Source organism: Paenibacillus sp. BIHB 4019, from assembly GCF_002741035.1.
Classification (GTDB): Bacteria; Bacillota; Bacilli; order Paenibacillales; family Paenibacillaceae; genus Pristimantibacillus.
The window spans coordinates 5,010,603-5,034,579 of record NZ_CP016808.1; the positions used below are offsets into that span (position 1 = coordinate 5,010,603).

The window sequence follows — 23,977 nt, forward strand, 5'->3', positions numbered from 1 at the left end:
GGTAAAAGAATGACGACACCTAAAGAACGAATAGATGTGCTGCTCGTCGAGCGCGGTTTTTATGAAAGCAGGGAAAAGGCGAAGAAAGCGCTAATGGCAGGCCTTGTTCTGGTGGATAACGAACCGATAGACAAGAGCGGAATGAAAGTTGCCCGCACGGCGGATATTAAAGTAAAAGGGGCTATTCATGCCTATGTCAGTCGTGGGGGCTTAAAGCTGGAGAAGGCAATTCGCGCCTTTGAGCTGGATCTCGTTGGGCGTACGATGCTGGACATTGGTGCTTCAACAGGCGGCTTTACAGATTGTGCTTTGCAAAATGGAGCTCAATACGTCTATGCCATTGACGTCGGCTATAATCAGCTGGACTGGTCGCTTCGCCAAGACCCACGCGTGAACGTTATGGAGCGTGTTAACTTCCGTTATATGAAGCCTGAGGAGCTGCTGGGGCCCAAGCCTACTTTTGCTACCATTGATGTTTCGTTCATCTCATTGAAGCTCATTTTGCCTGCATTAGCAGGATTGATTGATCCGGGCTCAGGCGTGATGGCGTTGATCAAGCCGCAATTTGAGGCAGGGCGCGATAAAGTAGGGAAATCAGGTGTTATAAGAGATTCGAAGGTGCATGCAGAGGTGCTGAGCCATGTAACGCTGGCGGCTGCTGAGATGGGTTATACGCTGCGTGATCTTTCCTTTTCTCCTATTACAGGCGGAGAAGGCAATATTGAGTTTTTGGCTTACTGGATTTGGGACAACCAGCCTAATCAGCAGGTTCCCGATGATGCGGCAATTATGGAGCTCGTCAAGCAGGCGAGCAGCACCTTTTCCGCTGAAAAACAGTAGCAAGCTGCGAGGGGAATGCCTGCATCGCTAAGGCGATCGGGTGTTCCCCTATTTTTTGCTTTACAGAGTTGGGTCTTTTTTGATACACTGGACTCAACCAAACATGCGTTCGCTTTATAAACATTGACAGGAATATGCACCTTCCATCTCGAACCATTACATATATGGATGTTTTGGATGGAGGGTTGCATATGGACAAATACGGTGACTGGTTAATTATGCTAGTTGCCTCAGCCTTGTTAATCCTGTGGTTGTTTCGATTGTTTCATCGCTGGCTTCATGAGCCAGCCTCCTTCAACCGCTTGAAGCTTGGTAAAGGTGTCCCGCTCGATCCGAATGATGAGAACATTTTGTTTCTTGAACAGAGTGGCTATCATGTCGTCTCAGGCAAACACCGAATTCCCATTCAGATTGATCTGGATGGCCAAGAACTGGACAGCCGCTTGTATATTGATTATATTGCAGAACTTGACGGAGAGTTATACATCGTGAAGACTGCAAGGGATCGTATGCCGATGGATTGGACGGGAAGCGGAATAAGAGACAGGCTGCTTGTATACGCGTTGTTGCTGCCGAAATGCCAGGGCATCCTGTTTATTAATGTGAAGGAACGCTCCATTAGAAAAGTTGTTTTTCAGTTGTAGAATAGCATGTTTGGGAGGCGCTTTATTTATGAAAGGGATACGTCAATTTAAAATCAAGGAAATAATTACGAATCAGGTTGTGGAGACGCAGGAGGAGTTAGTTGAAGCGCTTCGCAATACCGGATTGCAGGTAACGCAAGCTACAGTATCACGTGATATTAAAGAGCTAATGCTCATTAAAGTTCCAGCAGAGGATGGCCGATACAGATATTCGTTGCCGCAGGAGAAACAACGGATCAATCCGATTCACAAGCTCAAGCGGGCACTGCTCGATCACTTCGTGAACATCGATTTCACAGACAATCTTGTCGTAATGAAGTGTTTGCCGGGCACAGCCAATACGATCTGCGCGCTGCTGGACAATATGGAGTGGCAGGAAGTAATGGGAACCATTTGCGGAGATGATACGATTTTGATCATTTGCCGCACGAAGGCTCAAAGCAATGAGGTTGTAGAAAGGTTGCTGGAGCTGTTGAACTAACACACCAATTTTAGGAGGCATCAGTTTATGTTGCGAGAGCTGTCCATTCGAAATTTAGCTGTAGTTGAGCAGGTGACGGTTTCGTTCCACCATGGCTTTCATGTTTTGACGGGGGAGACGGGAGCGGGTAAATCCATCATTATTGACGCGCTTAGCTTAATTGTTGGAGGACGGGGCTCCGCAGATATGGTCAGGTATGGCTGTCAGAAGGCGGAAATGGATGCGATGTTTGATTTGCCGCGGATGCATCCCGTATGGCATGTGCTGGAGAGACTAGGGGTAGAGGCATCACATGACGAGATGCTCGTCATTCGTCGTGAGCTCACTTCCCAAGGCAAAAGCAGCAGCCGAGTGAATGGACAGCTGGTTACTATGACGATGCTTCGTGAAATTGGAGAATGCTTAGTTAATATTCATGGTCAGCATGAGCATCAATCTTTACTGCGTACAGAGAGGCATTTGGAATGGCTTGACATGTTCGCAGGTGACCTGCTCATTGAGCGCAAGCAGACTTATAAAGCGGTATATAAGGAGCTGCAGCAGGCAAGAGCGGCGCTGCGCGAGCTTGAAGATTCAGCACGGCATAATGTGCAAATGCTGGACTTGTACCGTTTTCAAATCGAAGAAATTTCAAATGCCCAGCTGAAGGTTGGAGAAGATGAAAGCTTGGCTGAAGAGAAACGCAAGCTGCAATTCGCCAGCAAACGGATGGACAATGTAACCGAAGCCTATTCTTCATTGTATGGCGATGCTGGCTTGGATGCTTTAAACAAAGCGATTATTAAGCTTTCGGATATTCAGACGTATGATCCCGCTATTGTCGGGCCATTGCTGGAACAGCTCCAATCGGCCTATTATCAAGCCGAGGATGCCGCTTTTCAACTTAGAGATTACAGAGATACCATTGAATCAGATCCGGAGCAGCTTGCGACTATCGAAGATCGTCTCGATCTCATTCATGGTTTGAAACGCAAATATGGCGAGAGCATTGAGGATATTCTCGTTTATTATAAAAGCATTGTCGTGGAACGCGACAAGATCGAAAACCGCGACGACTATTTAGAAAAACTGCGTAATAGCGAAGCAACATTGTATAAATCAGCACTTGAACTTGCTGAGGAGCTTTCGAAGCTGCGCAATCATGCATCTACACGTTTGGCTGAGTCCATTGAGCGCGAGCTTCGTCAACTGCAAATGCCTAACACGATTTTTTCTGTACAAATGGACAGAATCAAGCAGCACGATCAAAAGGAAGCCGCTGTTGTGCTTAATAGCAATGGCTGTGACGAAGCGGTGTTTATGCTGGCTCCGAACCCTGGGGAGCCGCTTAAGCCATTGAATAAAATCGCATCAGGCGGCGAGATGTCGCGCGTTATGCTGGCTCTGAAAGCGATATTTGCTGAGCATGACCAAATTCCAGTACTCGTATTTGACGAGGTGGATACAGGGGTTAGCGGACGTGCAGCTCAATCGATTGCGGAGAAGCTTTCCCAACTATCGCGTCGCTGCCAAATTTTTTCGATCACGCATTTACCGCAAGTTGCTTGTATGGCTGATCACCATTATGAAATTCGCAAGCAAGTCGTTAATCAACGTACAGCGACCTCCATTAAAGAAATTATGAGCAATACCCGAATTGAGGAGCTAGCCCGCATGTTGGGCGGGGTTGAAGTGACCGAGAAGACGAGACATCATGCACAAGAAATGCTTGATTTGGCATTGCGGCAGAAAGGAGCCTAATGGAGGGCATTAAGGGAAGTTTTTTGTGGTCATAAAACGGTGGGGGCGGGGTAACTTAAAGGTACGCCAATGGCGATTAATCCTTTATCGTCATGCGATGGAATTACAGGGAGCGTGAAATCATTGAACTCCAGCAAGAGGAAGAGATGGTTCGGTCTGGTTCTCGTGATTTTGATTTGCATGGTAGGCTTCTCCACACCGTTTCAGCACTTAGCCTCAATCCCGAATGAACTGCGTTTGTTCACTGGCCAATCGAAACGATTACAATATGGAGTTCCTGTTCATGCTCAAGTTACGGTGGACCCGCGTATGCTTCAAGTGAATGGCTCATCGACCCGGTCTTTATCAGTCAATTTGAACGAACCGCTATCCTTACATTCGCAGCAAAGCGGCGAGACGAGGATGAAAGTGAAATTATTCGGTAAAATTCCTTTCAAGACGGTGAAAGTCAACGTTGTTCCTGATTTAAAGGTCATTCCCGGTGGTCAAACCATTGGGGTCAAGGTGAAGTCAGCCGGAATTTTAGTCGTCGGTCATCATCAAGTGACTAGTCAGAATGGCAGTAAGCAATCTCCAGGTGAACTCGCAGGATTGCGTCTAGGCGATTTAATCGTCAAGATTAATGGCCAGAAGGTTTCCGAAGTTAGGAAAGTTGCAGAGCTCGTTGATCATGCAGGCAACAATAGGAAAGCGCTTGATATTGTATATAAGCGTGGCGGCCATTTAGGTAAAACCGTTTTGAATCCTTCTTATGATGCTGAGGATCGAACGTGGCGGCTAGGGCTTTATATTCGCGACTCTGCTGCCGGTGTAGGCACGCTGACGTTTTATGCCCCTGATCAGGGCGTTTACGGCGCGCTTGGACATGTCATAACAGATATGGACACGCAAACAGCTATTGAAGTTGGTGATGGCCAAATTCTTCAATCCAGCGTAACGTCAATTAATAAAAGCCAAAATGGCGAGCCAGGCGAAAAAAGGGCCCATTTTGTGAAGGAAAGTAAAGTGCTGGGCAATGTGGAACGAAACACTCCATTTGGTATTTTTGGCAAAATGAATGAAAATCCTACCCACAGCTATAACAGCAGTGCTATGCCGGTTGCTTTTGCTGAGGAGGTAGCTGAAGGCCCTGCTCAAATTTATACCGTAGTAAATGGTCAAAAGGTTGAGAAATTTGATATTGAAATTGCTCATGTTATGAAGCAGAACAGTCCGGCAACTAAAGGAATGGTTATCAAAATAACGGACAAGCGCCTGCTTGATAAAACAGGTGGCATTGTACAAGGTATGTCGGGCAGCCCCATCATTCAAAATGGCAAGCTGGTTGGAGCGGTGACCCATGTGTTCGTAAATGACCCTACATCGGGTTATGGATGTTTCATTGAATGGATGCTTCAAGATGCAGGGGTGTTATTAAAATCTACATTGCAGCAAGGCAGTCAAACAGCAGCATAAAAACAACCGCCAGCGGCAGGGAGCGAATACGCTGCAGGCGGTTGTTTTACTTTTGTCGGACACCTTCTTTTGTCGAAACTCAGCGAAACAAAGCGCTAATTGTAAATAAATAATCAGTATAACGGTATTGAGAAAAAAAATAAAGAAAAATAATTTTCGACAGAAGGAATTTATATCAGCGTGTCGAAAATGTTACTCAAGACAACTAGGGGAAGGTTCAAGAGTGAAAATTGGATTATCATTTGAGGGAGGATAATATCTTGCAAAAAATTGATGTATTGTTGGCAGATGACAACAGAGAATTTACTAATTTGTTATCGGAATACATATCCGATCAAAGTGATATGAATGTGAGCGGTGTAGCGTATAACGGTGAAGAAGTGCTGAGGCACTTGGAAGAATCCCGTAAAATACCGGATGTACTCATTCTTGATATTATTATGCCTCATTTGGACGGACTAGGCGTTTTGGAGCGTTTGCGGGAAATGAACATCTCGCCAATGCCTAAAATCATTATGTTGACCGCCTTCGGTCAAGAAAATATTACACAAAAAGCAGTTCAATTGGGTGCTTCTTATTATATTCTTAAGCCATTTGATATGGATATTTTGGCTAACCGGATTCGCCAGCTGTTCGGGAATTCTTCGTACTCGGCATCATCTTCTTACAATTCGAGTTCATCAACAGTAAAATCGAATGTTGTTCCGCTTGCCAAGGGCAAAAATCTAGATGCCAATATTACAAGCATCATTCATGAAATTGGTGTGCCTGCTCATATTAAAGGCTACCAGTATTTGCGCGAAGCCATCACAATGGTGTATAACAATATCGAAATTTTGGGTGCGATTACAAAAACGTTATATCCAGCAATCGCCGAAAAATTCAAAACGACACCATCCCGCGTCGAACGGGCAATTCGCCATGCTATTGAAGTCGCCTGGACGCGTGGCAACATCGACAGCATCAGCCACCTATTTGGCTATACCATCAATATCAGCAAGTCCAAGCCGACCAATAGCGAATTTATCGCGATGGTTGCAGACAAGCTGCGGATTGAGCATAAGGTTAGCTGAACGTAGGCTGGGAGCGGGGTAGAGCGTGTCAAGAGCTATTGCAATTATGGCTATAAATATCCGAAATAGGGTATTTTGAGCCGATAAATATCGAAAGTAAGCTAACTAATACCACTTGTTTATTGGGTTTCCAACAACCCTATAAAGGAGTGGTATTTCTTATGACAAACATGGAATTTCACATCGACAATTTTATGCTTTATTGCAGTTCGAAGAATCTTTCCCGTAAAACGTTGGCATCTTATGAACAAACCCTTAAGCTGTTTACGTTGTTCTTGAAGCAGAGCTTTGATATTGAAGATGTGAAGAAAGTTCAATCAGGACATATTCGCCAATACATCAAGTATTTGCGGGAGCGGGGAAAATACACAGTTGTCAATAAAGAAGAAAGCAAGAACATCAACCATCCTGACAACAGGAGCGATTATAAGAAAGACATATCGACGACAACCATTGCTAACTACGTCCGAAACATAAAAGTGTTCTTCAACTATCTATATCATGCTGAGAGGGAAATTCCCAAAAATCCCGTAGACAGCATTAAAAACCTGAAGCCTGAAAGGAAGATGAAGAAGATTCTGACTCCTGATGAAATCAAGCGGGTATTGAAACAGTTTGATTCATCAACCTTCCACGGTTACAGGAACTACATTATTACGAAGCTGTTGCTGGATACGGGAATGCGTATTGGTGAATGCCTTTCACTATTCCCAGAACATTTCGATTTCGCTCATAAGAGCATATTAATCACGAACCCAAAGAATAAGCAGGAACGGTATGTATATTTCTCATTCAAACTGGCTAATGACATGAAGCAATGGATGAAGTACAAAGATAGATATTCAGAAAGCCCATTCTTGTTTCCAACGACCAGAGGAACGCAGCTTGAAGTCCGCAATTATGAGAGAGCATTGCGTCAGGCAGGAGAACAGGTAGGGGTGTCCATCCATCCTCACCAACTGAGGAATAACTTCGCTAAGTACTACATTCTGAATAACGGTGATTGGTTTAGTCTGTGCCGCATTCTCGGACATTCATCAGTTGAGGTAACTCAGAAGGCTTATTTGGACTTTACAGATGAAGAAATCGGGCGAAAGTATCAGAAACATAGTCCACTTGCATTCTTGGAGGTCTAAGCCATGACAACAAAGAAGAGTGTTTGGACGGCTATTGAAGATGATGTTACTGCTCAAAGGCTCGTAGAACTCGCTAGGGCGCACTTTAGGCTTGCTTTGGAACACATAGGAAAAGCTTGTCCAGAACGTAGGCAAGCTATACAAGCCGAAATTGAGTGTCTGAGAGCAGAAAGAGAATTGTTGTTGACCTCCTTTGAGCAGGGAGGGCGTAAAATGAGCGAAGACTTCGAGAAATACGAACAACTCGTATGCCGCGAGGATGAATTGTGTTTTGAACTAAAGACATATCAAGAAATAATTTCAGAATTGTTGATGCTAGTTCATAAACGAGGTACTAGCGTTCTGAATTTGGAGACTGTTGAGGAAGTTATGACAACGCTATATATGGCAGAAATTGATTGTCGCACCGAACTGTTAGATACACAGCTTGAGAAAAGCATTTTATCTTACAATCTAGGTCGGGAATCATAGGGTGATCGATCGATTTTGAACGTCTCCAGTAGCTCGTCCATCTTGTGATTTTGAACTTGCTGCCGTAGTCTGTTTGTTAAATGCCCATAGGCTTTATGGATTATCGTTCAGTACATGGACTAACATCAAAAGAGCCTTATCAGTTGTTTCACCTGATAGGCTCTTTTATACGATTTATAGCACCATATATTGTAATAATCTTCTTTTGAACTCTGCTACTGTAGCTTGGTTAATGTTAGTGGTACATCTTCTATAATAAACGGCATTAAAACTTCTTTGTTGCCCATATGAGCTACAGGTGCTAGCTCTATGCCTAATGAGAATGAAGATGGATTGTTTGCTCAAGTCCTTTTGAACTGGAGGATTCATTTATAATATGAAGTAATACTAGCGATGTCAGGTTTTCGGTATATTTTTCGAAAAAAATTTTCTATAAAAAACTCAATTTTAAGCGTATATCATTAACAAACCCAATAAAAATAAGGGAAAATCAAATATTTTACAATATAAAATAAGTATGCTATACTAATTTTAGTGAAGAAGATGTTCCGTCGAATAATTTATTTGAATAGGAAGTTAAAGCGGGGAGGAAACTCCTCGCTCCTTTTTTTGCATTTTTATGAAAATAATATTGGAGGTTTACAGAATGGAAAGAGAGTCAAGAGAGGATTACAGAATTAAACGCATTATGAAGTACATCAGATTAAGGGAATTATCAGACCTTTTAGATTGCCATCTTGCTACGGTTAGCCACTATGAGAATGGCAGATATAATTTGTCTAAAGAGAACGAAGAGAAATACAAAAATTATATTGATTCACATCAGGGGAGAAAACAGTCATGAGTGCATGCTTAGTTATACAAACAGGACGAACCATTATTATGGGTTCTGATTCAGCTATTTCAACAACAATTAATGGGCAGATTTATCGCATAGATGAATCAGGTGCGAAACTTTGGGAAGTGGATGATATGATCATCTTTTGTTCAGGTAACATGAAATATGCTTATCAAATCATGGACATTTTCCTTAGCCAAAAAGATAAAAGCGTATCAAATTTAAGTCTAATTGTAAAAGAAGTTTGCTTAGACGATACAGCTATTTCACTAGAAGTATTGGTAGGCGTGGTTCAAGAGGGTTGTTCTCATTTGTATAGCATTTCTTCATCAGATAACTTCAGAATTGAAGATCGTAAGATGGAACATACGAATGGTACTGCTATTTGGGCAGCAGGAATCAAAACGGAGGAGAGCGCTGACAAAGCTGAACAATATCTTTTACAAGGACAAAGTATCGAAGAGGTATATCAAAATGTATATAATGATATTTCCTTTGAAGGGGTTGGTGGTAAACTGGTTATTTATCAGTTAACCAAAAGCGAATGCAAGAAATTATTACAGTCAACGATATTGGAAAAACAGGATATAAAGATTTTGACAGCGCAACTCTATCTTGATCTTTGTACTAAAAATATGATCATCGGTGAAAGAGTATTCGGAAAACTTCTTGCTGGTACGAACCTTGAAATCGATGCATCAGACGTAAATGGTCAGAGAACATTTACGGTGGATGGCAATGGTGTAACCATCCAAGGTGATAAGCTAACCGTCACAGGAGGGATTCCAGCGAATCAGCTTGATCCTGCTTATAAAAAAGTGAGCTAGTGCAGCTAATGAAGCCTTACAACGGCGTTACAATCGACTCAGAGAATGGTCTGTATGTTATGAAGTCGGATTCCACAATCAGAACAATGTTGAATGCTACAGAGGGTTTCAAGTTCCAAAAGAATGCTGGAACATTATCAGCGCCAACATGGACTGACATGCTGTTTTACGATGTAAATACAGGGAACCTATTTATTGATGGTGTTGTTAACGCTAGAGATTTAAAGGTCAATGGAGCAAGCGTACTTACAGGGGATGGAAAGTTTAAATCTTCATCGCTGGAAACACTGTATGTTGGCAAAAACGTATTTATGGCTCCTGAAGCAAGGATTTCGTGGACTCAGGTAACAGAACAGCCTAATGCAGCTCAGTTGGGTGGAGTGATGACTAATTCGCCTAAGATGACGTATATTGATGCGAATGGTGTTTATACAGGCACTGTGTCAGCTAATCAGATTAATGCAGGTAAAATTAGATCGCAATATATTGATGTAGAGGATCTGAAGGTAAATCGAATTTATAGAGAATATAATGACAGTTCAGGATATTTGCAACTATCGGAAGTTGGGGCTGCTGGGCAATCTTTTGGAGATTTGGAACTATGGTTTAGTAATGAACGATGGTTTAGAGTCTATAACGGTGGAGGTGGAAAGGTGTACTTAGACGTACATGACACATCATTTTTAGAATCGGATGGAACAACTACGACAGCACTAGGAAATTGGGAGTTTAAAGGAAAGGTTACAGGAGTAACAGCTACATTCGCGTAAAAATTGCTGTTACTACTTAGTTGCCACTTTCAATTTAATCTTCAAAGGGTAAGATATTTTTTAGGTATTAATTGTACTCAGTGACAGGTATAGGCCAAAGATTATAGAATGGGACTTCTGCATAAACAGTGTGAGGAGAAAAGATGCCTGGCTAAAACAGATCCAAGCGAAGGCACAATCCCATTCTGGAAAATGTCACTTATGACGTTCTAAAGGACAGTAGCATTCAAAAGTCTAAATCACCTGTTTTTGAAAAGTGAAATAGGTTACCAATAAATTATAGGTAGCCTATTTCGTTTGTAGATTATTGAAAGAATTGATAATCATCAAGGTTTAAGGATTCAGTGTTAAATTAATAGGAGAAGTGGAAGTTATGTATAAAGAGCCAGAGAAAAAGCAGGAAAAATATGTTGGGTTCCCAATGAAAATGAATGCATACGGGCACAAAGAGTTATTTATTGTGCAAAAAGATGAAAATGCTTTCATTTTATATTTTATTTTAGGTAAAATGACGCAAAATTATTGGACGTGGGGAAGTTTTGAGACGACTGTTGTCACTCTTAGTAAGCAATTCTCTATCAAGAAGAAGGAAAGTGATAACAGAAAAGAAATCAAGCGTCTATTATTAGTATTGCATGAAAAAGGATGGTTCAAGATTATGTTTGATGAACAATCATTTGAGTATGATACGTTGCTTAATATTTCAATGGTAGACTTGGATAGTCCGCAAGTAATGTCTGTTGTAGAAAGCGAAAATTTTAAGCACACAGGTTATCTCAAAGTTACACAAGAGATGTTTGACTCATGTAAATGGAATGCTAGACATTTTAGAGGGTTAATTTACGCCGAATGGCGCATGATGCGTGGTCAAGAGAATGAGGGCAAATACCGTATTTCAGGTAGTGAGTGGCAAAAGGCAATGGGGATATCTAAACTGACTCAGATTAATCTAGTCAAGGAACTTGATGAATTGAATTTAGTTGATAAACAACGCGGTGAAATGTACATAGACGCTTGTGGCAAACCAAAACGTGAAACAAATCTATATTCTGTGGTGTGTGACGAAGAACGCCAAGAACGTAAGCAAGAAGAGAAGCAAAATGAATATTCCTTGATAAAGCAGCACAATTTTGACGTTCATGCGGAGGTTGCTCAATTGGATGCTATAGATCCAAGATGTGAAAACACAAATGTATATAAAACAGGTAAGAAAGATTACCTTGGCAATAAAGAATATTGGATTTGGAATACGACGAAATACAAAAGCACAAAAATGCACTTGGATGCACGTTTCAATAGCTTTAAGAATGCAAGACCTGATTTATACGCTACTGTCGTAATGGAAGGCGAGAAGTACATGAAGAAAATAAATGCTAATAAAGATTGGCAAGAAAAACAACATCAAATGAGCAGCCATCGTAATAAAGGCTATGATCCAAGGTTTTATCTGAGTTAATGAAATTAAAAAGTTCACAAATGGAAAAAGATGAGATAGCAGGGAGACAAGCAAAAAGAGAACAGGCAGATGACTTTGCTGATATATTAGATGAAGTAATAGAATACAAAAGAGCTAAGCTAGAAGATGATCATTAGCCGTTCTAGTTGTTAAATAATAGTTGAAGGTAGCTTAATGCTAGCTTTCCAATTACTGATTCGAAGGACTGATGTTATGAATTTACTCTAAAATTCACAATAGAAAGATACTGTTTATTTCAGGGGCAAGCTTAAGAGTGTACGTTGCGACAAATCTAATCAGGAGAAAAAATGTTGGTAAATGAACGACTATATAACCAGTGAAGCGATTATCTTCATCTTGCGAAGACAGCTAATTCGGTAGGTAGTAGATCAAATATATAAGTATAGATTCAGAGCAAATCTGACGAAATTTTATTTTGTAAAGTATAATTCCTAGTCATATTTGACGTTGTTTTATAACTGTTGAAGTTTAATATTTGATCAAAATTGATGCTATTCTATACAGTATAAACCAAAGAACTTAAGAAAGAAGAAAACTTACCTATAAACCCAGCGGGGCTAGTGGGTAGGTTTTTCGCTTACGCTCCCCTCTAAGACCCTGTCGCTTCGCTCCTATCGTGCCACAAGTGGCACTCTTGTTTTGACACTAATTTTCTATTATCGTTTGTAGTATGGTGATTTCGCTTGATATATTGTGTTGCTGTGTTTCAGTAATTATTCTATATTAGATTATCTACAAGGGAGAACATCTCCTTTGACTTTGAATACAAAACTTACTTCAGATGAATTTAGATCACTTCTCACAAAATAACAAAAATCTGAAACGTTCCATTTTAATCGAATTTTTTCTTGTTGTAAGTAATGCTGTCCCATAAAAGGACTAACTAACACCCAAATACAAATAATTTTAGTTGTTACTGCTTCTCATAAGCGTTTCGAATTGCATTAAATGAATATGAAATCAAGTTTGTTGAAAGTTTGCCAGATGAGCTATTTTTTCAAGACAAAGAATAAGATGACTCTAGTAACCTTCATTGACATTTATATTAATTAATGATATATTTATAGGCTAACATAAATCATATTTCGGAGGTTTTGCCAATGAAAACGATTAATGAAATTTTAGAGCAGTTTTTGACACAATGGATTTAAGGTCTATGGCGTTTGTAGTAAGAATGAAACATCATAATGCGGAAGATTTTGACTTAATACATTACGCAGGAAATAGCAAAGATACTCTAACGTGTTCAGAGAGTTACAACACTGGCGAAAATGACGAAGACACTGCTGAAAGAATGGGCAAAATCGATGCCATGAGCGAATCAGAGTGTCAGCTGCTGGAACAATACCTTCTCAATAATCTTAGTGACTATTTGCATGAAAGCGACGAATATTACGATAACGATTATGATGAAGATACCTTATAGGATTAATTAGATAACAAAAAATAAAGCACCTGCTCCTACAAAGACAGGTGCTTTTCTGTTTAGTTAGCATACTCTTCTAACAATTCCTTGAAGGAGCTATAGCTTTTCCTGTTTGCAACTGTCCAATACACAGGTTTTAAATGAGGAAGGTTACTTTCGCGTAGCTTAAATCTTTCTAAGCTGTCTTTTTCACGTTGCAATAAAACCTTTAGTTTTCCGATCTCATCTTGTGGTTCAGAACGTGACGAAAAGTTATCTCGTTTTTCGTTTACATCAATACTTATTGCAATTTTTTTCCCATTACTAAGCATCAAATCCATCATTCCTGATGCTGCACCCATAAATGGCGCATTTTCATCAATAATTTCAAGTTTGTATTCTAGCGTCATATATACCGCCGTAAGCGTGTCGGCAGAATATGGAACCTTTGATTGCTCTTGAATTTTATCTTCCTTGCTTTCAACTACATTAAATCCAGCTTTTTCAAAAAATGCTTTAAACTCAGTGGATGCACTTGAACGCAAATCTCTTATCATTTGACTTATTGTTTCACTTACACGTATTGATATTTCAGAAATCTGCTTCTTTAACTCCTCTGTTTCTTTTACTAACGACATCTTCTCTGCTAACGACATACTAATTTCCCCTTTGCTAAATATTGATAATTTCATATTAATTATAACATGTATAATATTGAAAAGGTGGTCAGTCGGATGGGAATAAAAACACATCAGTATACTGGAATAAATAATCAAGATGCAGAATGCGGCATAGACATCATCAACAGCTCTGATAAAATAGTAATTGTGATATCGCAGCTTGTTAATGAAGCAAGCGTGACAAACAATATTGAAAATATAATAAATAGCCTTGTAACACGTTATAAGCCTGACCTTGAACGAACTTCCTTCGTTGAACATTATCCTACAAAGAAATCTTATGATCTTGTGGGATTCACTGTGAAGAATGGTAAGGTGGTTGACGTTACATGGGATACGCTTAGAGAAATTGATCTAGTTTCGTTAGGCATTAAGAAATAGTGCGCTTATTGACTTGTGATTAAAACCAGCCCTTACATTAAAATGTACCCCTTTGTAAAGGACATTTTGAAAAAATCTAGGCAACTTGATGAAGCTGCTGTCTGTATTTTACAGGCGACAGCTTTTTATAATTTTATTGCCCTCGATAATGATTGTAGTTAATGTTTCGCATTCTTTTATATTCATTTCATCCGTAATATCCCCTATAAGATGGACTTTTTTCAAAGTATCTATTTTATAGAGGATATTTTAAAAATACTTCAAACTCTTCAGCAGACGGTTTGTTATTAAATATACCGTCAGATTTACTGATTGTTATCGTTTTGGTTGTGCTAAACACAAACAAAATAAGCACATTCCCATCAAATCCTTAACGGAGGATGTGAATGTACTATCTATAAAATCTGAGTTTTATGTAAGGACATGATAGCTAGTTTTCCTTACTCTTCTTCTAAAACGAAAAAACGATTCTTCTCATTGTTGAAATCACTGCTTTCATAGCAACTTTCACAGCATGCTATGGAATCAGCATCCATATCTTCAAGAGATAAAATGAAACTAGTTGTGGTCGATTGACAGAGAATACATGGGATTCCGTCAATATGCTTGAATTCAGCCTGACGGAGTTTTATACTTACTAAAATATCAAACATTTCTTCCTCAGAAAGAATCCTCGTCTCATATCCATTATCTGCTCGAATCGTATTTACATATTGATTGCAACTTGGACAATTTATGTCCTCGTTATCCTTAAAACCAGGTAAAATGAATGCCTTAACCTCAAAATTACACCCACAGTCGCACGTCAGTAAGCTGTACTCTACTTCGGAATTCATAGTTGTTCCACCTTTCCTTATTTAATGTGTTTTTCACTTTTTTCTTCCCATGTAGCAAACAAAAAATCAGCCATCGCACCTGCAAGGTTTACCGTAAGTTGTGCATGACGCTTGGATGGTTTTATTGTCTTCGGCTTACGTCCATGAGCATCACCCAATTTATTACGAACAGAGCCTAAACCATGAATGACAGTAGAGCAGCCACCTAGAATTTGCTTGAAAATTTCCTCAGTATGGTTATCTGGAGCGAGATTTAGGGCTGACTGAACACCTTTGTATAACTGTGGCATCTCCCACTTTTCTTCATATTTGATTTCTTCTTTAACCATAATGAATTTGCACGTACTTTCTAGTAGGGTGCGAGCCATTGTAATTGCACCCTCAGGGTCAGTTTCACGTCTTTCGAGTGCCTTTGACCATGCTTCCTGAATGTAGGTGGCATCAAGCTTGCCATTCAATGAATCAGTAATGATACTATCTGCTGGTGAAGATTCATCGACCTCTAGATATTCAAGTAACGATTCAAACTGTTTTGCAAGATATTCTTTACGTCCTTTGTAAGTAGGTGAGACGTCAGTTATATGCCCCCAAAATTCAGTCAGACCCCTACAGGTTATAATAAAGCGTGGTAGAAGGGTTCTAATTCGCTCGGTTTTAATTAGTTTATCTCTGAGATCACGATACTCCAGATTGTCGAAGGGTCCGTTGGTAGCCCTAGCAATAAGTATATTCTTGATCTGTTCGACATCTAGGAGAAGAGAATCCATACAAAACCTCCTTTAATTCTTCAAGCGTTGATGATCATAGCAGTATATGCGACCACTAAATCGTCTTGGATTCGATAGACAGAAGTCCTTAATTTTGTTCGTTACGGGCTTCCCGCATCTTGCACAAACGAATAAGTCATCGTCTTGTGTACGTGTAGTAGGAAGCGGTGCAGTAGCATTTTCATCAGCCTGTTCTGGTTCCTTAACAGAGATAGTCTGTGCTGCATTAACATTCGCCATCTGCTCGATCAGAACATCTCTGTCCCACAGTTTAACGTCACGTGCTTGCTCAGTGTAGCCACTGCTTGTGATTACCCATACCTCTTGGTAACCATATACATCCTTACTCGTGTATGCTTTCTGAATAGCTTCATATCCCATGCTCTTCTTCCAATGTTTTTTTCTGAATGACTACCTTCTTCGTTACTCATGACAGAATATTGTTTGCATTATAATCACTCTTACCTCCTGTAAACATCACGTTCTATCCCTAAAGTTTGAAATACTGCTATAGGTAACGCTCGAACATCGCCCCGCTCATATTGATCTCGTGGTTGATGGCTTTCTTTAGCTTCTCTTGCAATTTAGTAAATGCGAAAGCCGAAACTAGCCACAAACACAACGATTATGAATATTAGGAGGATATTTAGCCATGTCCCACCGATTAATTTGCCATACTTGCTGAAGGTGATGTTGAAGGCAAGCAAAAAGGCAAAGCCAAAAACAAGTTGCAATATAATATCTACGAATGTTGGCGATTTTTCAGGTCTTCTTGCCCATACATCTACCTCTACTCAATTGGTATATGTTAGGATGTATATGAGTAATTATAACTACTTCTTTAAGTTGGTGGAAGGTGCTTGCGAATATTAATAAATTTAGGAGATAAATGTCGATGAATAGATATGGTGTGGTGGCAGTTAATGCAGTCCACTCTATGTTGAGTGGAGAAGAGGTACATCCTCTGATTGCATGGAAAAAAGCAGCAGCGGAAGCATTTGGTGAAGGGACTTGGGCTCAACGTAAAGGGTGTCCGAAAAATGCTTTTCTCGGATTATGTGAAGAAGGATTGGTACAAGGTATTAAACCAGGAAGTTATGCAGAGAGAAGTACGTCACAGAAGAACAAGAATTACGCTGTTAAGGCTGTGCAGATTCTGAGAGACAAGCCTGAGTTGGTAGATGATAAGCTTGGACTATGGAGAGAGGTTATGAATGGAGTAGAAAAGTCCCATAACTACCAAATGGATGTCGTACTTTCCCTCTGGAACAACAATTTGATTGTGGGGAATTATACTTGTAAGTAACAACATCGGGGGTATGATTTATGAAAATAGAAAGAGTGCTTGGATGGGTTTACTATCTTGGTGATGATGAAGCTCGACTTGATACGGACAAGTGTGGAAAATGGATGTATTTTTTTATAGATAAAAAGTTTGTTGCGAAAATGTGTGAGGATGCTGTTAAAGCGAATATTGTTAGTGTATCTAAACATAGCGATGATGAAAAAGGTGTTGCTTGTTTTTATTTAAACTATGATAATATCGACACGCATAAAAAAATTATAATGTACTTTATAGAAAATGATCTTATTAGGAGAAAGAAGAACGGAAGCTTATACAATATATCATTTAAATTGGATAACCAAACCAGAGCAGGTGAATATGGAAATGAATTTAAATCTGATATAACACTATCGAAATTTGTTAATTTAAATACAGGGGAATGGTTACTATAAAATGCGTCTTTATGACGTAATGTCGAAAATAGGACGAATAGTAGATAATGATCAGGTACCCCGAAAACCGCTTGGAAAGTTCTCAACGTACTTAGATGCCGAAAACTTAGAACAGGTTTGTTTCTGGAGAAAAGATTGGGAACGAAACTTCTGCAATCGATCATGTTATCCCATGGTCGTATCTCTATTCGGATGACGTGTGGAACCTAGTATTGGCACACTAGTCATGTAACAGCAGTAAGTCTAATGTCATACCGAATGAGGGAATGATTCAGCGACTTGAAGATATGAGTAGGGCAATGCTTCAACTTATGAAGGAACAAGGCGAGCTTGACAAACATGTTTCAGAACTCGAATTGGCTATCGAGAGTAACCTTTTCCGAAAGTTTTAGATTGCGTGTCAAGTCTAAAAATATGGTATGAGTGGTTATAGTTTAAAGAACTACAATAATCTGGTACGTGATAAGATTCCGCAGATCATCGAAGCAAGCGGCAAGCAATGCACTTTGAGGGTACTTAATGATGCTGAGTATGGGATTTCATTAAAGACAAAGATGCAAGAAGAACTTATGGAATTCCTCGAAGCAACGGACGTTAACCAGCAGTTGGAGGAACTTGCTGATCTGCTTGAAGTAGTCTACAGCTTCACAAGGTATAAAGGCTTTACTGTGGATGAACGTGGAGGATTCTATGACAAAATCCAACTTGTGTCAGTCCACTAGCTATTAAAATGATATTTAGATTTTTAGTGAGGAGATATATACATTGAATTCAAGTCAAATTTTTGAAATTCTGAAAGACAAAATTCCAGAATCCCATCCACTTAAGTTTCAAGTGCATGAATATCATCTAGTGGAAAATAGATACCTTCCAGCGATAAATCCATTTGTCAGCATGCTTTGCGACACACTTGCCGCCATTGAAAAAGTAGTGCCTGACTATTCCTTAAAAATGATTAATAGGATCGGAGAAACTGAATCTTGGTCACAGATTTATTCAAATTTAGCTGAGATTTTGGTCTTTTCTCAAGCGGTAAAAATAGCTGATAAACAAAACGGAAATAAATACATTGAGTCAGAGCCACATTCAATAAAAAATGGAAAAAATCCAGAGTTTAGGTCAAAGGCGTTTGGCCGTAATTACGCAATAGAAGTGAAAGCAACAGATATTATGACATATATGCATGACCGTAAAAGTAGGTATCAACTAACTTCCCACTTGCAAGAGAGAGAACTTTTGTCAAAGGAAAATCCTCTGAAGTCGAAAGTATTGACTGTCAAGGATTTCTTGGTAAGCGCAGAGGACAAATACAAAGTATATACTAGGTCGGAAGCATATCAAGATGATTTCCGTTTTCTTTTTATAGTATGGGATGATCACGCTAATGAGGTTATTGCAGCATTATTAAACCCAGCTAATGGATTATTAACTGAAAATACGTTTTGGGACAAGTCTAGCTTCGAACTAATAGATGGTGTATTTATTGTGAGACATTTACATCAGTTCAGACGATCAATTCATGGCAGAGAATTTTTAAATGATGTGACACATGCATTTCAGATGTTAACTAGACAAGTTCCCGTAGCTTTTGTACAGAATCCAAACGGTCGTAAAATACCTAAGGAACTCATACAAGGCTTTGGTGCAGAAGAATTTGATGCATCTTCTTCTGTAGTATCAGAGTATAAGGCTACTGATTGGGTAGATTGGGGTTCTGGGCTTGCAGTGGCAGGTTTAAGTTGTGTTCCTATGGAGTACCACAAAGAAGTATTGGATGTGATGAAAGATGTGTCGGATCATCAAGGAGAAAGAAAAGAAATAGATTGTGCAAATTTTACTGTTATTAATTTAGATAGGATAGCAATTGAACATATGAAAGATAATGTTTTTGATAAAGATCAATTCCTTATACATTTGAATGAGGTAGCAGCAATATCAGTAAGAATGCAAAAAAGTGCAAGACTCATGGAACAGAAACAAATAGATGATACGGAAAAGAAAAAAAGAGAATATTTAGGAGGACTTATCGCTGATGCCAGAAAAGTTCCTAGAGAAAATGTACTAGTAAGTACCAGAAAAAAGGGTAGAAATGAACTTTGTTTTTGTGGTAGCGGATTGAAGTATAAACGTTGTTGCTTAAAATAAATCAGCAGCTCATCATATTCTAGCAATTGCGCATGAAGAAAAAGTTTCAGATGGGTAATTTTGCAAAAAGCGTGGGAAAAATATGAACTAATTCAACCCTAATATATATTTTATAAAATACCTAATTTAATATATTTTTAACAGATCAAATAAAATGTACATCGTTATTTCTTTGGAATCCATATTGAAAGAATAGAAATATTTAATACAGCTCTGATAAAGAGCTGTATTATTCGGAGTAATAACTTTAGTTCTGAACTTAAAAGATAAACTGAAAAATAAGGGGTGCGTAATGGAAGAAGGAACTAATGATTATAAAATAAGTTTTAAAAATATTGCGATTAATACAACCACAGTAATAGCGCTATTTACTATATTCTTCTATGTTGTGGCATATCGTTATGAAGCTGGTTACAAGTCTTATTTTCATATTCCAGACAAGTTAATTGAACTTAATATACTCACACTTATCAGACCCAATATACCGATTACTACGATTCTCGTTTTAGTAGCAACTGCATTTATTATTTATATTGGGATTGTCTTTTTACTTTTTGTTCTAATAGATAAATTCATAATTAAGAAGATATTTTCAAAAAGATTAATTGAATCAAAAGACCTTCCAACTATATTGAAGTTTATGTCTTTGATTATTTTTCTTGGCGTTATTTTATCTTCATATAATACAGCCTATAACTTTGGGAAAGATAGTGTGTTAAATATGAAAGAATATTGGGTGTATGAAGCAGGTGATATTACTTATGCAATTATTGATACATATAATGGGGGTTTTATAAGTATTCCAATTAATATTAATGAATTTACTTTCAAAGCAGAATATAAATTTATTGATCCCGAAAGTCTTAGCAATGGTGTGTTTAAAAATGTGAAATTACAAGAAGCATTACGTGAAAAGATACAGTAGTCTTGTGTAAAATAAATTATTATAAAGCGATTATTTATGGTGATATAGATTCTAAAGATATAACACATAATAAAGAGCTTACTGAAAACGCGACAATTTTAGTTATCCGTAAGAATCAAGGGGATATCGACACAATAAACCCGCGAAACGGATAGTGTTTTTTATTGCATAATGATGCACTACTAATTTGTGGAATATAGCAAAATTTATTGTCGCAAAATTCGGGTTTTCCGACATAGGCTGCTTAGAGCGAGTATTTAATCAATTTGTCCTGTATAATTAATCCTTTGAGTGGATTTATATGCATGTTGAATTGAAGAGTAAATTGAATTTCAAAAGCATGCACAACAGATGAATTATAAACCTTTACAAGTGTTCAGTATGTACAGGAGCTGCGCTGGGGTTTGTAGGTCATATTTGCCAAGCAACAAGAGAGCGTATCATGATAACGCATCTAAGATTGTAAAGAAATACAATACACGTCAAAAGCCCTCCAGAGAGAGGGTTTTTGTTTGGGAATATAGACATAGATAGTAGGGGGTGGTTTTCGGCAATAGAATCTAATTGGAACTCTGTGTAGGGGGAAGCACAACAGCAGCACGAATCAACGTGAAATTATTTTTCAATCTAATTTTTGGCGCTCATCAAGGAGTGATTTTAGTTCTTCAGGCAATGGAGTACCATCTACTAAGCTGCTAATAAGCTTTTGAGCTTCCCATTTAGCTAATTGATTTATATCTACCCTTAAATGAATTGTGGATTTTTTTAGTAAATAGGATAGATATGACATTTGATAAAGAGTTATTTTTTCGGGAAAGACTCTACTTTCTGATGTTTTTAGTTTATTTTTATTTATGTTAATGAAGCTATTGATAACCTCTTCGTATGTATGTGTATAGTCGTTTATCGTGACTTTATCTGTTGTTTCCAATAAAGCCATGCGGAAATCTTTGCGAGTCAATAATTTATTGAAATAAAAATGAATGGTTTTGTTGGCTTGTTCATCAGTAAGTGAAAATTTTAATTTTACCTTCGTAATAAGATGCAGAAGAAATTTTGGAACACTTTCTGGAAAACTTCTGCCTAGAAAAGCTAAGGAAGAATCGTTTTTAATAAAAGAATTATACTCTGTTTTGTTATACCGTTCTGAGAGGTGTTGTGGTACATCGAGTAAAATATCCTTCAAGTTTTTATCCATACTTTCCTTAAGCTTTATTAATAATAGTTTGCCGTCTATATCAAAAACTTCAGGTTCTTCAAGACACTCACATACAAAAGCAGAATCGACTTTATATATTTCTGCAAGTTGCTTTAAATCTTCGAACCTTGTAGCATCAATTTTAAACATCTCAACATACTGTCTTCTAGGTGATTTCACTGGAAATCGCTTTAGAATTTCAAAATAGTCTATACTCACGATTCATTAGCCCCTTTTTTTAGCTTTTTGTACATCTCGTCCCACTCATGCTCTCCAGCCCACTCATCGTCTTGCTTGAAAGTTTTAGATTGTGAATCAGCGTGTTCTCTGATTGCATCTTTGTGTTCCTCTATAAAATTTTCGAAGTTAGCATTTCTTGTATCTTTGCTTTGCTGCGAATCAGTCATCATATCACCTCAATATTCCCAAGGGAATTAATTTCGACTTGTTGCAAATCAATAATAATATTTTTATTCACAAAAACCAATAGCTATTTTCAATTATTTTTTCTAAGTAATCCATAATTATATTTATTTTATTTAATGTCTGTTAAATATAGCATGTTTTATAGTCAGTTATTATTTCTATTTAGAAGAAATGAAGTCATACACTAGTTAGACTATCAACTGAAGCATCATAGTAGACTATTTAAGTTCATCTGAAATAACTTAGTTATTTATCGAAGTTTTCTAACTCAATTTCTATCAATTTAATCAAATCAGAAGCTTTAATATAAGAAAAATATTTAAGAAACTTTTTTGATCTCATCACGGCGAATTCATGAACCAATATTTGTTTGTATCTACTTAAATGCTTCTTCATGAATTTGCCGTGGTGGATTTAGTGAATTTGTTGAATCAAATAACACATAAAAAAATCGCTTTGGATGCTACTCCAAAGCGATTTTTTAAGGCTTAAATATTGTGTTAAGTATAATAATAGACTTTTTTAGCTGTTTATCATCAAGTGTTAATAGTAATTCTATGATATCTTTTAAATTTTCTCTATTATTAACCAATTTTTTTGTATCCCTATGGTCTAAAAAAAATTCATATAATTCGACGTCCAGTGCATCAGCAATTTTTTCTAAGCTCTTTATAGAGATATTATTCTCAGCACGTTCAATGCCACCAATATATGAAAATGCAAAACCACATTTTTCGCCAAGGGACGTTTGGGAATATCCTTTTGCTTTACGTATTTCCCTGACTCTTTTTCCTATCTTAATTAAAGAATCCTCCATTAGCCACACCTCTTAAGTAAAGTGTAGACAAAAATTTGATAGGAGGACATAAGTCTAAAATGGTTAAAATTGATTTTAAATGATATTTATATTAGTCATTATGTTGTATAATTATTGACATGTTAATCATCTATTACATATTAGGGGGAATTTAAAATGGGATTTTTTCGTTTCAGGAAAAGCATAAACCTTGGTGGAGGAGTTAAATTAAATGCTGGTAAAAAAGGGCTAGGGATTAGTGCTGGAGTCAAAGGATTGCGTGTTAGTCATGGAGCTGACGGCAAAACAAGAGTCACTGCAAGCATGCCAGGAACAGGTATCAGCTATCAGGAAACTTTGAATAAGAAAAAGACAACTTCTAACGAACTATCCCAGAGTAATGTGAGTAATGAATACAAATTTGAACAACAGTCATACTCAGATAAAGGAAATCTTCTTTATAAGGTGTATGGAGAATATTTAGGGCTATATGACGATAGGGAATTTGATCCTCCTAATCGTGACTTAAAGTATAAGACTTGTGAGATTTTATTTTATGAAGGTGAAGTATCAGTTAATTTAAATAATGTAGCCTATGTTAGAGAATACTGCTCAATTGCAGAAATCGACTTTTCTGTGAAAGTTGAAAAGAAAGGGATTTTCTCAAGTAAGATGAAATATATTCTGCATATTATTATAAATAGAGAACCATTTGGAGATACCGTTTTGCAAGTTAGGATTCCAAATATGATGTTTGCAGAAGATATCAAAAGAGCTATTCAAAGAAAAGTTTTCAGGTAGTAATTGAAGAATGCTATATATTGTGTTACAAGCCCTACGAACTCGTAAACAACACATAGTTATGGTATGGCGTTGCAAGATTGAAATCAATATAAAGTAGCTCAGATGTCGATTTCTCTCAAAATGTT

28 protein-coding genes are annotated in these 23,977 nt (G+C 38.1%); 21 read left to right on the plus strand and 7 right to left on the minus strand.

Features of this window, described 5'->3' with window-relative positions:
* Positions 1–9 precede the first annotated feature (9 nt).
* The 13 genes from BBD42_RS21740 (at position 10) to BBD42_RS21800 (ending at position 13,178) form a co-directional block, all read left to right on the plus strand.
* The gene (locus tag BBD42_RS21740; protein ID WP_099519848.1) at positions 10–840 is read left to right on the plus strand and encodes a TlyA family RNA methyltransferase; all 831 of its coding nucleotides are present in this window, start codon (positions 10–12) and stop codon (positions 838–840) included.
* A 191-nt stretch (positions 841–1,031) separates the two neighbouring features.
* The gene (locus tag BBD42_RS21745) at positions 1,032–1,484 is read left to right on the plus strand and encodes a hypothetical protein (RefSeq protein ID WP_056028973.1); all 453 of its coding nucleotides are present in this window, start codon (positions 1,032–1,034) and stop codon (positions 1,482–1,484) included.
* 28 nt (positions 1,485–1,512) lie between these two features.
* On the plus strand, positions 1,513–1,965 hold the full coding sequence (gene ahrC, locus BBD42_RS21750; RefSeq protein WP_046231955.1) for a transcriptional regulator AhrC/ArgR: 453 nt from the start codon (positions 1,513–1,515) through the stop codon (positions 1,963–1,965).
* Between the two features lie 27 nt (positions 1,966–1,992).
* Positions 1,993–3,705 (plus strand): DNA repair protein RecN, encoded by a 1,713-nt coding sequence (recN, locus tag BBD42_RS21755; RefSeq protein WP_099519849.1) that lies wholly within the window; start codon positions 1,993–1,995, stop codon positions 3,703–3,705.
* Between the two features lie 123 nt (positions 3,706–3,828).
* Positions 3,829–5,160, plus strand: coding sequence for a SpoIVB peptidase (gene spoIVB / locus BBD42_RS21760; protein ID WP_172455730.1), 1,332 nt, complete (start codon positions 3,829–3,831; stop codon positions 5,158–5,160).
* Positions 5,161–5,420: 260 nt separating this feature from the next.
* Positions 5,421–6,233 carry a sporulation transcription factor Spo0A gene (gene spo0A / locus BBD42_RS21765; RefSeq protein ID WP_056028967.1) on the plus strand — a complete coding sequence of 271 codons (813 nt, stop codon included), beginning with the start codon at positions 5,421–5,423 and terminating at the stop codon, positions 6,231–6,233.
* 161 nt (positions 6,234–6,394) lie between these two features.
* Positions 6,395–7,369, plus strand: coding sequence for a tyrosine-type recombinase/integrase (locus tag BBD42_RS21770; RefSeq protein WP_099519850.1), 975 nt, complete (start codon positions 6,395–6,397; stop codon positions 7,367–7,369).
* A gap of 3 nt (positions 7,370–7,372) precedes the next feature.
* Positions 7,373–7,840: a hypothetical protein gene (locus tag BBD42_RS21775; protein ID WP_099519851.1), complete on the plus strand. Its 468-nt coding sequence runs from the start codon at positions 7,373–7,375 to the stop codon at positions 7,838–7,840.
* Between the two features lie 840 nt (positions 7,841–8,680).
* Positions 8,681–9,505, plus strand: a complete 825-nt coding sequence (locus BBD42_RS21785) for a hypothetical protein (RefSeq protein ID WP_099519853.1) — start codon at positions 8,681–8,683, stop codon at positions 9,503–9,505.
* A gap of 8 nt (positions 9,506–9,513) precedes the next feature.
* Positions 9,514–10,275, plus strand: coding sequence for a hypothetical protein (locus BBD42_RS21790; RefSeq protein WP_150131582.1), 762 nt, complete (start codon positions 9,514–9,516; stop codon positions 10,273–10,275).
* 373 nt (positions 10,276–10,648) lie between these two features.
* Positions 10,649–11,731 carry a hypothetical protein gene (locus BBD42_RS21795; RefSeq protein ID WP_099519855.1) on the plus strand — a complete coding sequence of 361 codons (1,083 nt, stop codon included), beginning with the start codon at positions 10,649–10,651 and terminating at the stop codon, positions 11,729–11,731.
* Positions 11,731–11,868, plus strand: a complete 138-nt coding sequence (locus BBD42_RS31850) for a hypothetical protein (RefSeq protein WP_172455582.1) — start codon at positions 11,731–11,733, stop codon at positions 11,866–11,868. Before BBD42_RS21795 ends, BBD42_RS31850 begins: the two co-directional genes overlap by 1 nt.
* A gap of 1,040 nt (positions 11,869–12,908) precedes the next feature.
* On the plus strand, positions 12,909–13,178 hold the full coding sequence (locus tag BBD42_RS21800; protein WP_150131583.1) for a hypothetical protein: 270 nt from the start codon (positions 12,909–12,911) through the stop codon (positions 13,176–13,178).
* 59 nt (positions 13,179–13,237) lie between these two features.
* On the opposite strand, the gene BBD42_RS21805 is transcribed toward BBD42_RS21800, so the two are convergent.
* Complete coding sequence (locus BBD42_RS21805) at positions 13,238–13,813, minus strand: hypothetical protein (protein ID WP_099519857.1); 576 nt, start codon at positions 13,811–13,813, stop codon at positions 13,238–13,240.
* 78 nt (positions 13,814–13,891) lie between these two features.
* Between BBD42_RS21805 and BBD42_RS21810 the strand changes: the two genes are divergently transcribed.
* Positions 13,892–14,218, plus strand: coding sequence for a hypothetical protein (locus tag BBD42_RS21810; RefSeq protein WP_099519858.1), 327 nt, complete (start codon positions 13,892–13,894; stop codon positions 14,216–14,218).
* 440 nt (positions 14,219–14,658) lie between these two features.
* Here the strand turns inward: BBD42_RS21810 and BBD42_RS21815 are convergent, their stop codons facing one another.
* From BBD42_RS21815 to BBD42_RS32905, 3 genes are read right to left on the minus strand one after another with little or no spacing between them, the layout of a single operon-like run.
* Positions 14,659–15,054 carry a hypothetical protein gene (locus BBD42_RS21815; protein WP_099519859.1) on the minus strand — a complete coding sequence of 132 codons (396 nt, stop codon included), beginning with the start codon at positions 15,052–15,054 and terminating at the stop codon, positions 14,659–14,661.
* A gap of 17 nt (positions 15,055–15,071) precedes the next feature.
* The gene (locus tag BBD42_RS21820) at positions 15,072–15,821 is read right to left on the minus strand and encodes an abortive infection family protein (protein ID WP_099519860.1); all 750 of its coding nucleotides are present in this window, start codon (positions 15,819–15,821) and stop codon (positions 15,072–15,074) included.
* Between the two features lie 12 nt (positions 15,822–15,833).
* Positions 15,834–16,202, minus strand: a complete 369-nt coding sequence (locus BBD42_RS32905) for a PDDEXK family nuclease (RefSeq protein WP_099519861.1) — start codon at positions 16,200–16,202, stop codon at positions 15,834–15,836.
* Between the two features lie 514 nt (positions 16,203–16,716).
* On the opposite strand from BBD42_RS32905, the gene BBD42_RS21830 reads away from it, so the two are divergent.
* The 6 genes from BBD42_RS21830 (at position 16,717) to BBD42_RS21855 (ending at position 20,628) form a co-directional block, all read left to right on the plus strand.
* A complete protein-coding gene (locus BBD42_RS21830; protein ID WP_099519862.1) occupies positions 16,717–17,127 on the plus strand; it encodes a DUF6979 family protein in 411 nt (136 codons plus the stop codon).
* Positions 17,128–17,147: 20 nt separating this feature from the next.
* Complete coding sequence (locus BBD42_RS21835) at positions 17,148–17,558, plus strand: hypothetical protein (protein WP_099519863.1); 411 nt, start codon at positions 17,148–17,150, stop codon at positions 17,556–17,558.
* 167 nt (positions 17,559–17,725) lie between these two features.
* The gene (locus BBD42_RS32335) at positions 17,726–17,782 is read left to right on the plus strand and encodes a hypothetical protein (RefSeq protein WP_237163548.1); all 57 of its coding nucleotides are present in this window, start codon (positions 17,726–17,728) and stop codon (positions 17,780–17,782) included.
* 345 nt (positions 17,783–18,127) lie between these two features.
* Positions 18,128–18,280 carry a nucleoside triphosphate pyrophosphohydrolase family protein gene (locus BBD42_RS32340; protein WP_237163549.1) on the plus strand — a complete coding sequence of 51 codons (153 nt, stop codon included), beginning with the start codon at positions 18,128–18,130 and terminating at the stop codon, positions 18,278–18,280.
* A gap of 43 nt (positions 18,281–18,323) precedes the next feature.
* A complete protein-coding gene (locus BBD42_RS21850; RefSeq protein ID WP_099519865.1) occupies positions 18,324–19,703 on the plus strand; it encodes a YecA family protein in 1,380 nt (459 codons plus the stop codon).
* Positions 19,704–19,995: 292 nt separating this feature from the next.
* Complete coding sequence (locus tag BBD42_RS21855; protein WP_099519866.1) at positions 19,996–20,628, plus strand: hypothetical protein; 633 nt, start codon at positions 19,996–19,998, stop codon at positions 20,626–20,628.
* Positions 20,629–21,250: 622 nt separating this feature from the next.
* Here BBD42_RS21855 and BBD42_RS21860 read toward each other — a convergent pair.
* From BBD42_RS21860 to BBD42_RS21870, 3 genes are all read right to left on the minus strand, one after another.
* Complete coding sequence (locus tag BBD42_RS21860) at positions 21,251–22,045, minus strand: hypothetical protein (protein ID WP_099519867.1); 795 nt, start codon at positions 22,043–22,045, stop codon at positions 21,251–21,253.
* Positions 22,042–22,236, minus strand: a complete 195-nt coding sequence (locus tag BBD42_RS21865; protein WP_150131584.1) for a 4-alpha-glucanotransferase — start codon at positions 22,234–22,236, stop codon at positions 22,042–22,044. Before BBD42_RS21865 ends, BBD42_RS21860 begins: the two co-directional genes overlap by 4 nt.
* A gap of 497 nt (positions 22,237–22,733) precedes the next feature.
* Positions 22,734–23,069, minus strand: a complete 336-nt coding sequence (locus BBD42_RS21870; protein WP_099519869.1) for a helix-turn-helix domain-containing protein — start codon at positions 23,067–23,069, stop codon at positions 22,734–22,736.
* Between the two features lie 156 nt (positions 23,070–23,225).
* Here BBD42_RS21870 and BBD42_RS21875 point away from each other — a divergent pair, with 156 nt between their 5' ends.
* Positions 23,226–23,849, plus strand: coding sequence for a DUF4236 domain-containing protein (locus tag BBD42_RS21875; protein WP_099519870.1), 624 nt, complete (start codon positions 23,226–23,228; stop codon positions 23,847–23,849).
* Positions 23,850–23,977: the final 128 nt, after the last annotated feature.

Coding starts and splice junctions, on each gene's coding strand:
- BBD42_RS21740 (WP_099519848.1), top strand. CDS start 10: ATGACGACACCTAAAGAACGAATAGATGTGCTGCTCGTCGAGCGCGGT.
- BBD42_RS21745 (WP_056028973.1), top strand. CDS start 1,032: ATGGACAAATACGGTGACTGGTTAATTATGCTAGTTGCCTCAGCCTTG.
- ahrC (WP_046231955.1), top strand. CDS start 1,513: ATGAAAGGGATACGTCAATTTAAAATCAAGGAAATAATTACGAATCAG.
- recN (WP_099519849.1), top strand. CDS start 1,993: ATGTTGCGAGAGCTGTCCATTCGAAATTTAGCTGTAGTTGAGCAGGTG.
- BBD42_RS21770 (WP_099519850.1), top strand. CDS start 6,395: ATGACAAACATGGAATTTCACATCGACAATTTTATGCTTTATTGCAGT.
- BBD42_RS21775 (WP_099519851.1), top strand. CDS start 7,373: ATGACAACAAAGAAGAGTGTTTGGACGGCTATTGAAGATGATGTTACT.
- BBD42_RS21785 (WP_099519853.1), top strand. CDS start 8,681: ATGAGTGCATGCTTAGTTATACAAACAGGACGAACCATTATTATGGGT.
- BBD42_RS21790 (WP_150131582.1), top strand. CDS start 9,514: ATGAAGCCTTACAACGGCGTTACAATCGACTCAGAGAATGGTCTGTAT.
- BBD42_RS21795 (WP_099519855.1), top strand. CDS start 10,649: ATGTATAAAGAGCCAGAGAAAAAGCAGGAAAAATATGTTGGGTTCCCA.
- BBD42_RS31850 (WP_172455582.1), top strand. CDS start 11,731: ATGAAATTAAAAAGTTCACAAATGGAAAAAGATGAGATAGCAGGGAGA.
- BBD42_RS21800 (WP_150131583.1), top strand. CDS start 12,909: ATGGCGTTTGTAGTAAGAATGAAACATCATAATGCGGAAGATTTTGAC.
- BBD42_RS21805 (WP_099519857.1), bottom strand. CDS start 13,813: ATGTCGTTAGCAGAGAAGATGTCGTTAGTAAAAGAAACAGAGGAGTTA.
- BBD42_RS21810 (WP_099519858.1), top strand. CDS start 13,892: ATGGGAATAAAAACACATCAGTATACTGGAATAAATAATCAAGATGCA.
- BBD42_RS21815 (WP_099519859.1), bottom strand. CDS start 15,054: ATGAATTCCGAAGTAGAGTACAGCTTACTGACGTGCGACTGTGGGTGT.
- BBD42_RS21820 (WP_099519860.1), bottom strand. CDS start 15,821: ATGGATTCTCTTCTCCTAGATGTCGAACAGATCAAGAATATACTTATT.
- BBD42_RS32905 (WP_099519861.1), bottom strand. CDS start 16,202: ATGGGATATGAAGCTATTCAGAAAGCATACACGAGTAAGGATGTATAT.
- BBD42_RS21830 (WP_099519862.1), top strand. CDS start 16,717: ATGAATAGATATGGTGTGGTGGCAGTTAATGCAGTCCACTCTATGTTG.
- BBD42_RS21835 (WP_099519863.1), top strand. CDS start 17,148: ATGAAAATAGAAAGAGTGCTTGGATGGGTTTACTATCTTGGTGATGAT.
- BBD42_RS32340 (WP_237163549.1), top strand. CDS start 18,128: ATGGAATTCCTCGAAGCAACGGACGTTAACCAGCAGTTGGAGGAACTT.
- BBD42_RS21855 (WP_099519866.1), top strand. CDS start 19,996: ATGGAAGAAGGAACTAATGATTATAAAATAAGTTTTAAAAATATTGCG.
- BBD42_RS21865 (WP_150131584.1), bottom strand. CDS start 22,236: ATGATGACTGATTCGCAGCAAAGCAAAGATACAAGAAATGCTAACTTC.
- BBD42_RS21870 (WP_099519869.1), bottom strand. CDS start 23,069: ATGGAGGATTCTTTAATTAAGATAGGAAAAAGAGTCAGGGAAATACGT.
- BBD42_RS21875 (WP_099519870.1), top strand. CDS start 23,226: ATGGGATTTTTTCGTTTCAGGAAAAGCATAAACCTTGGTGGAGGAGTT.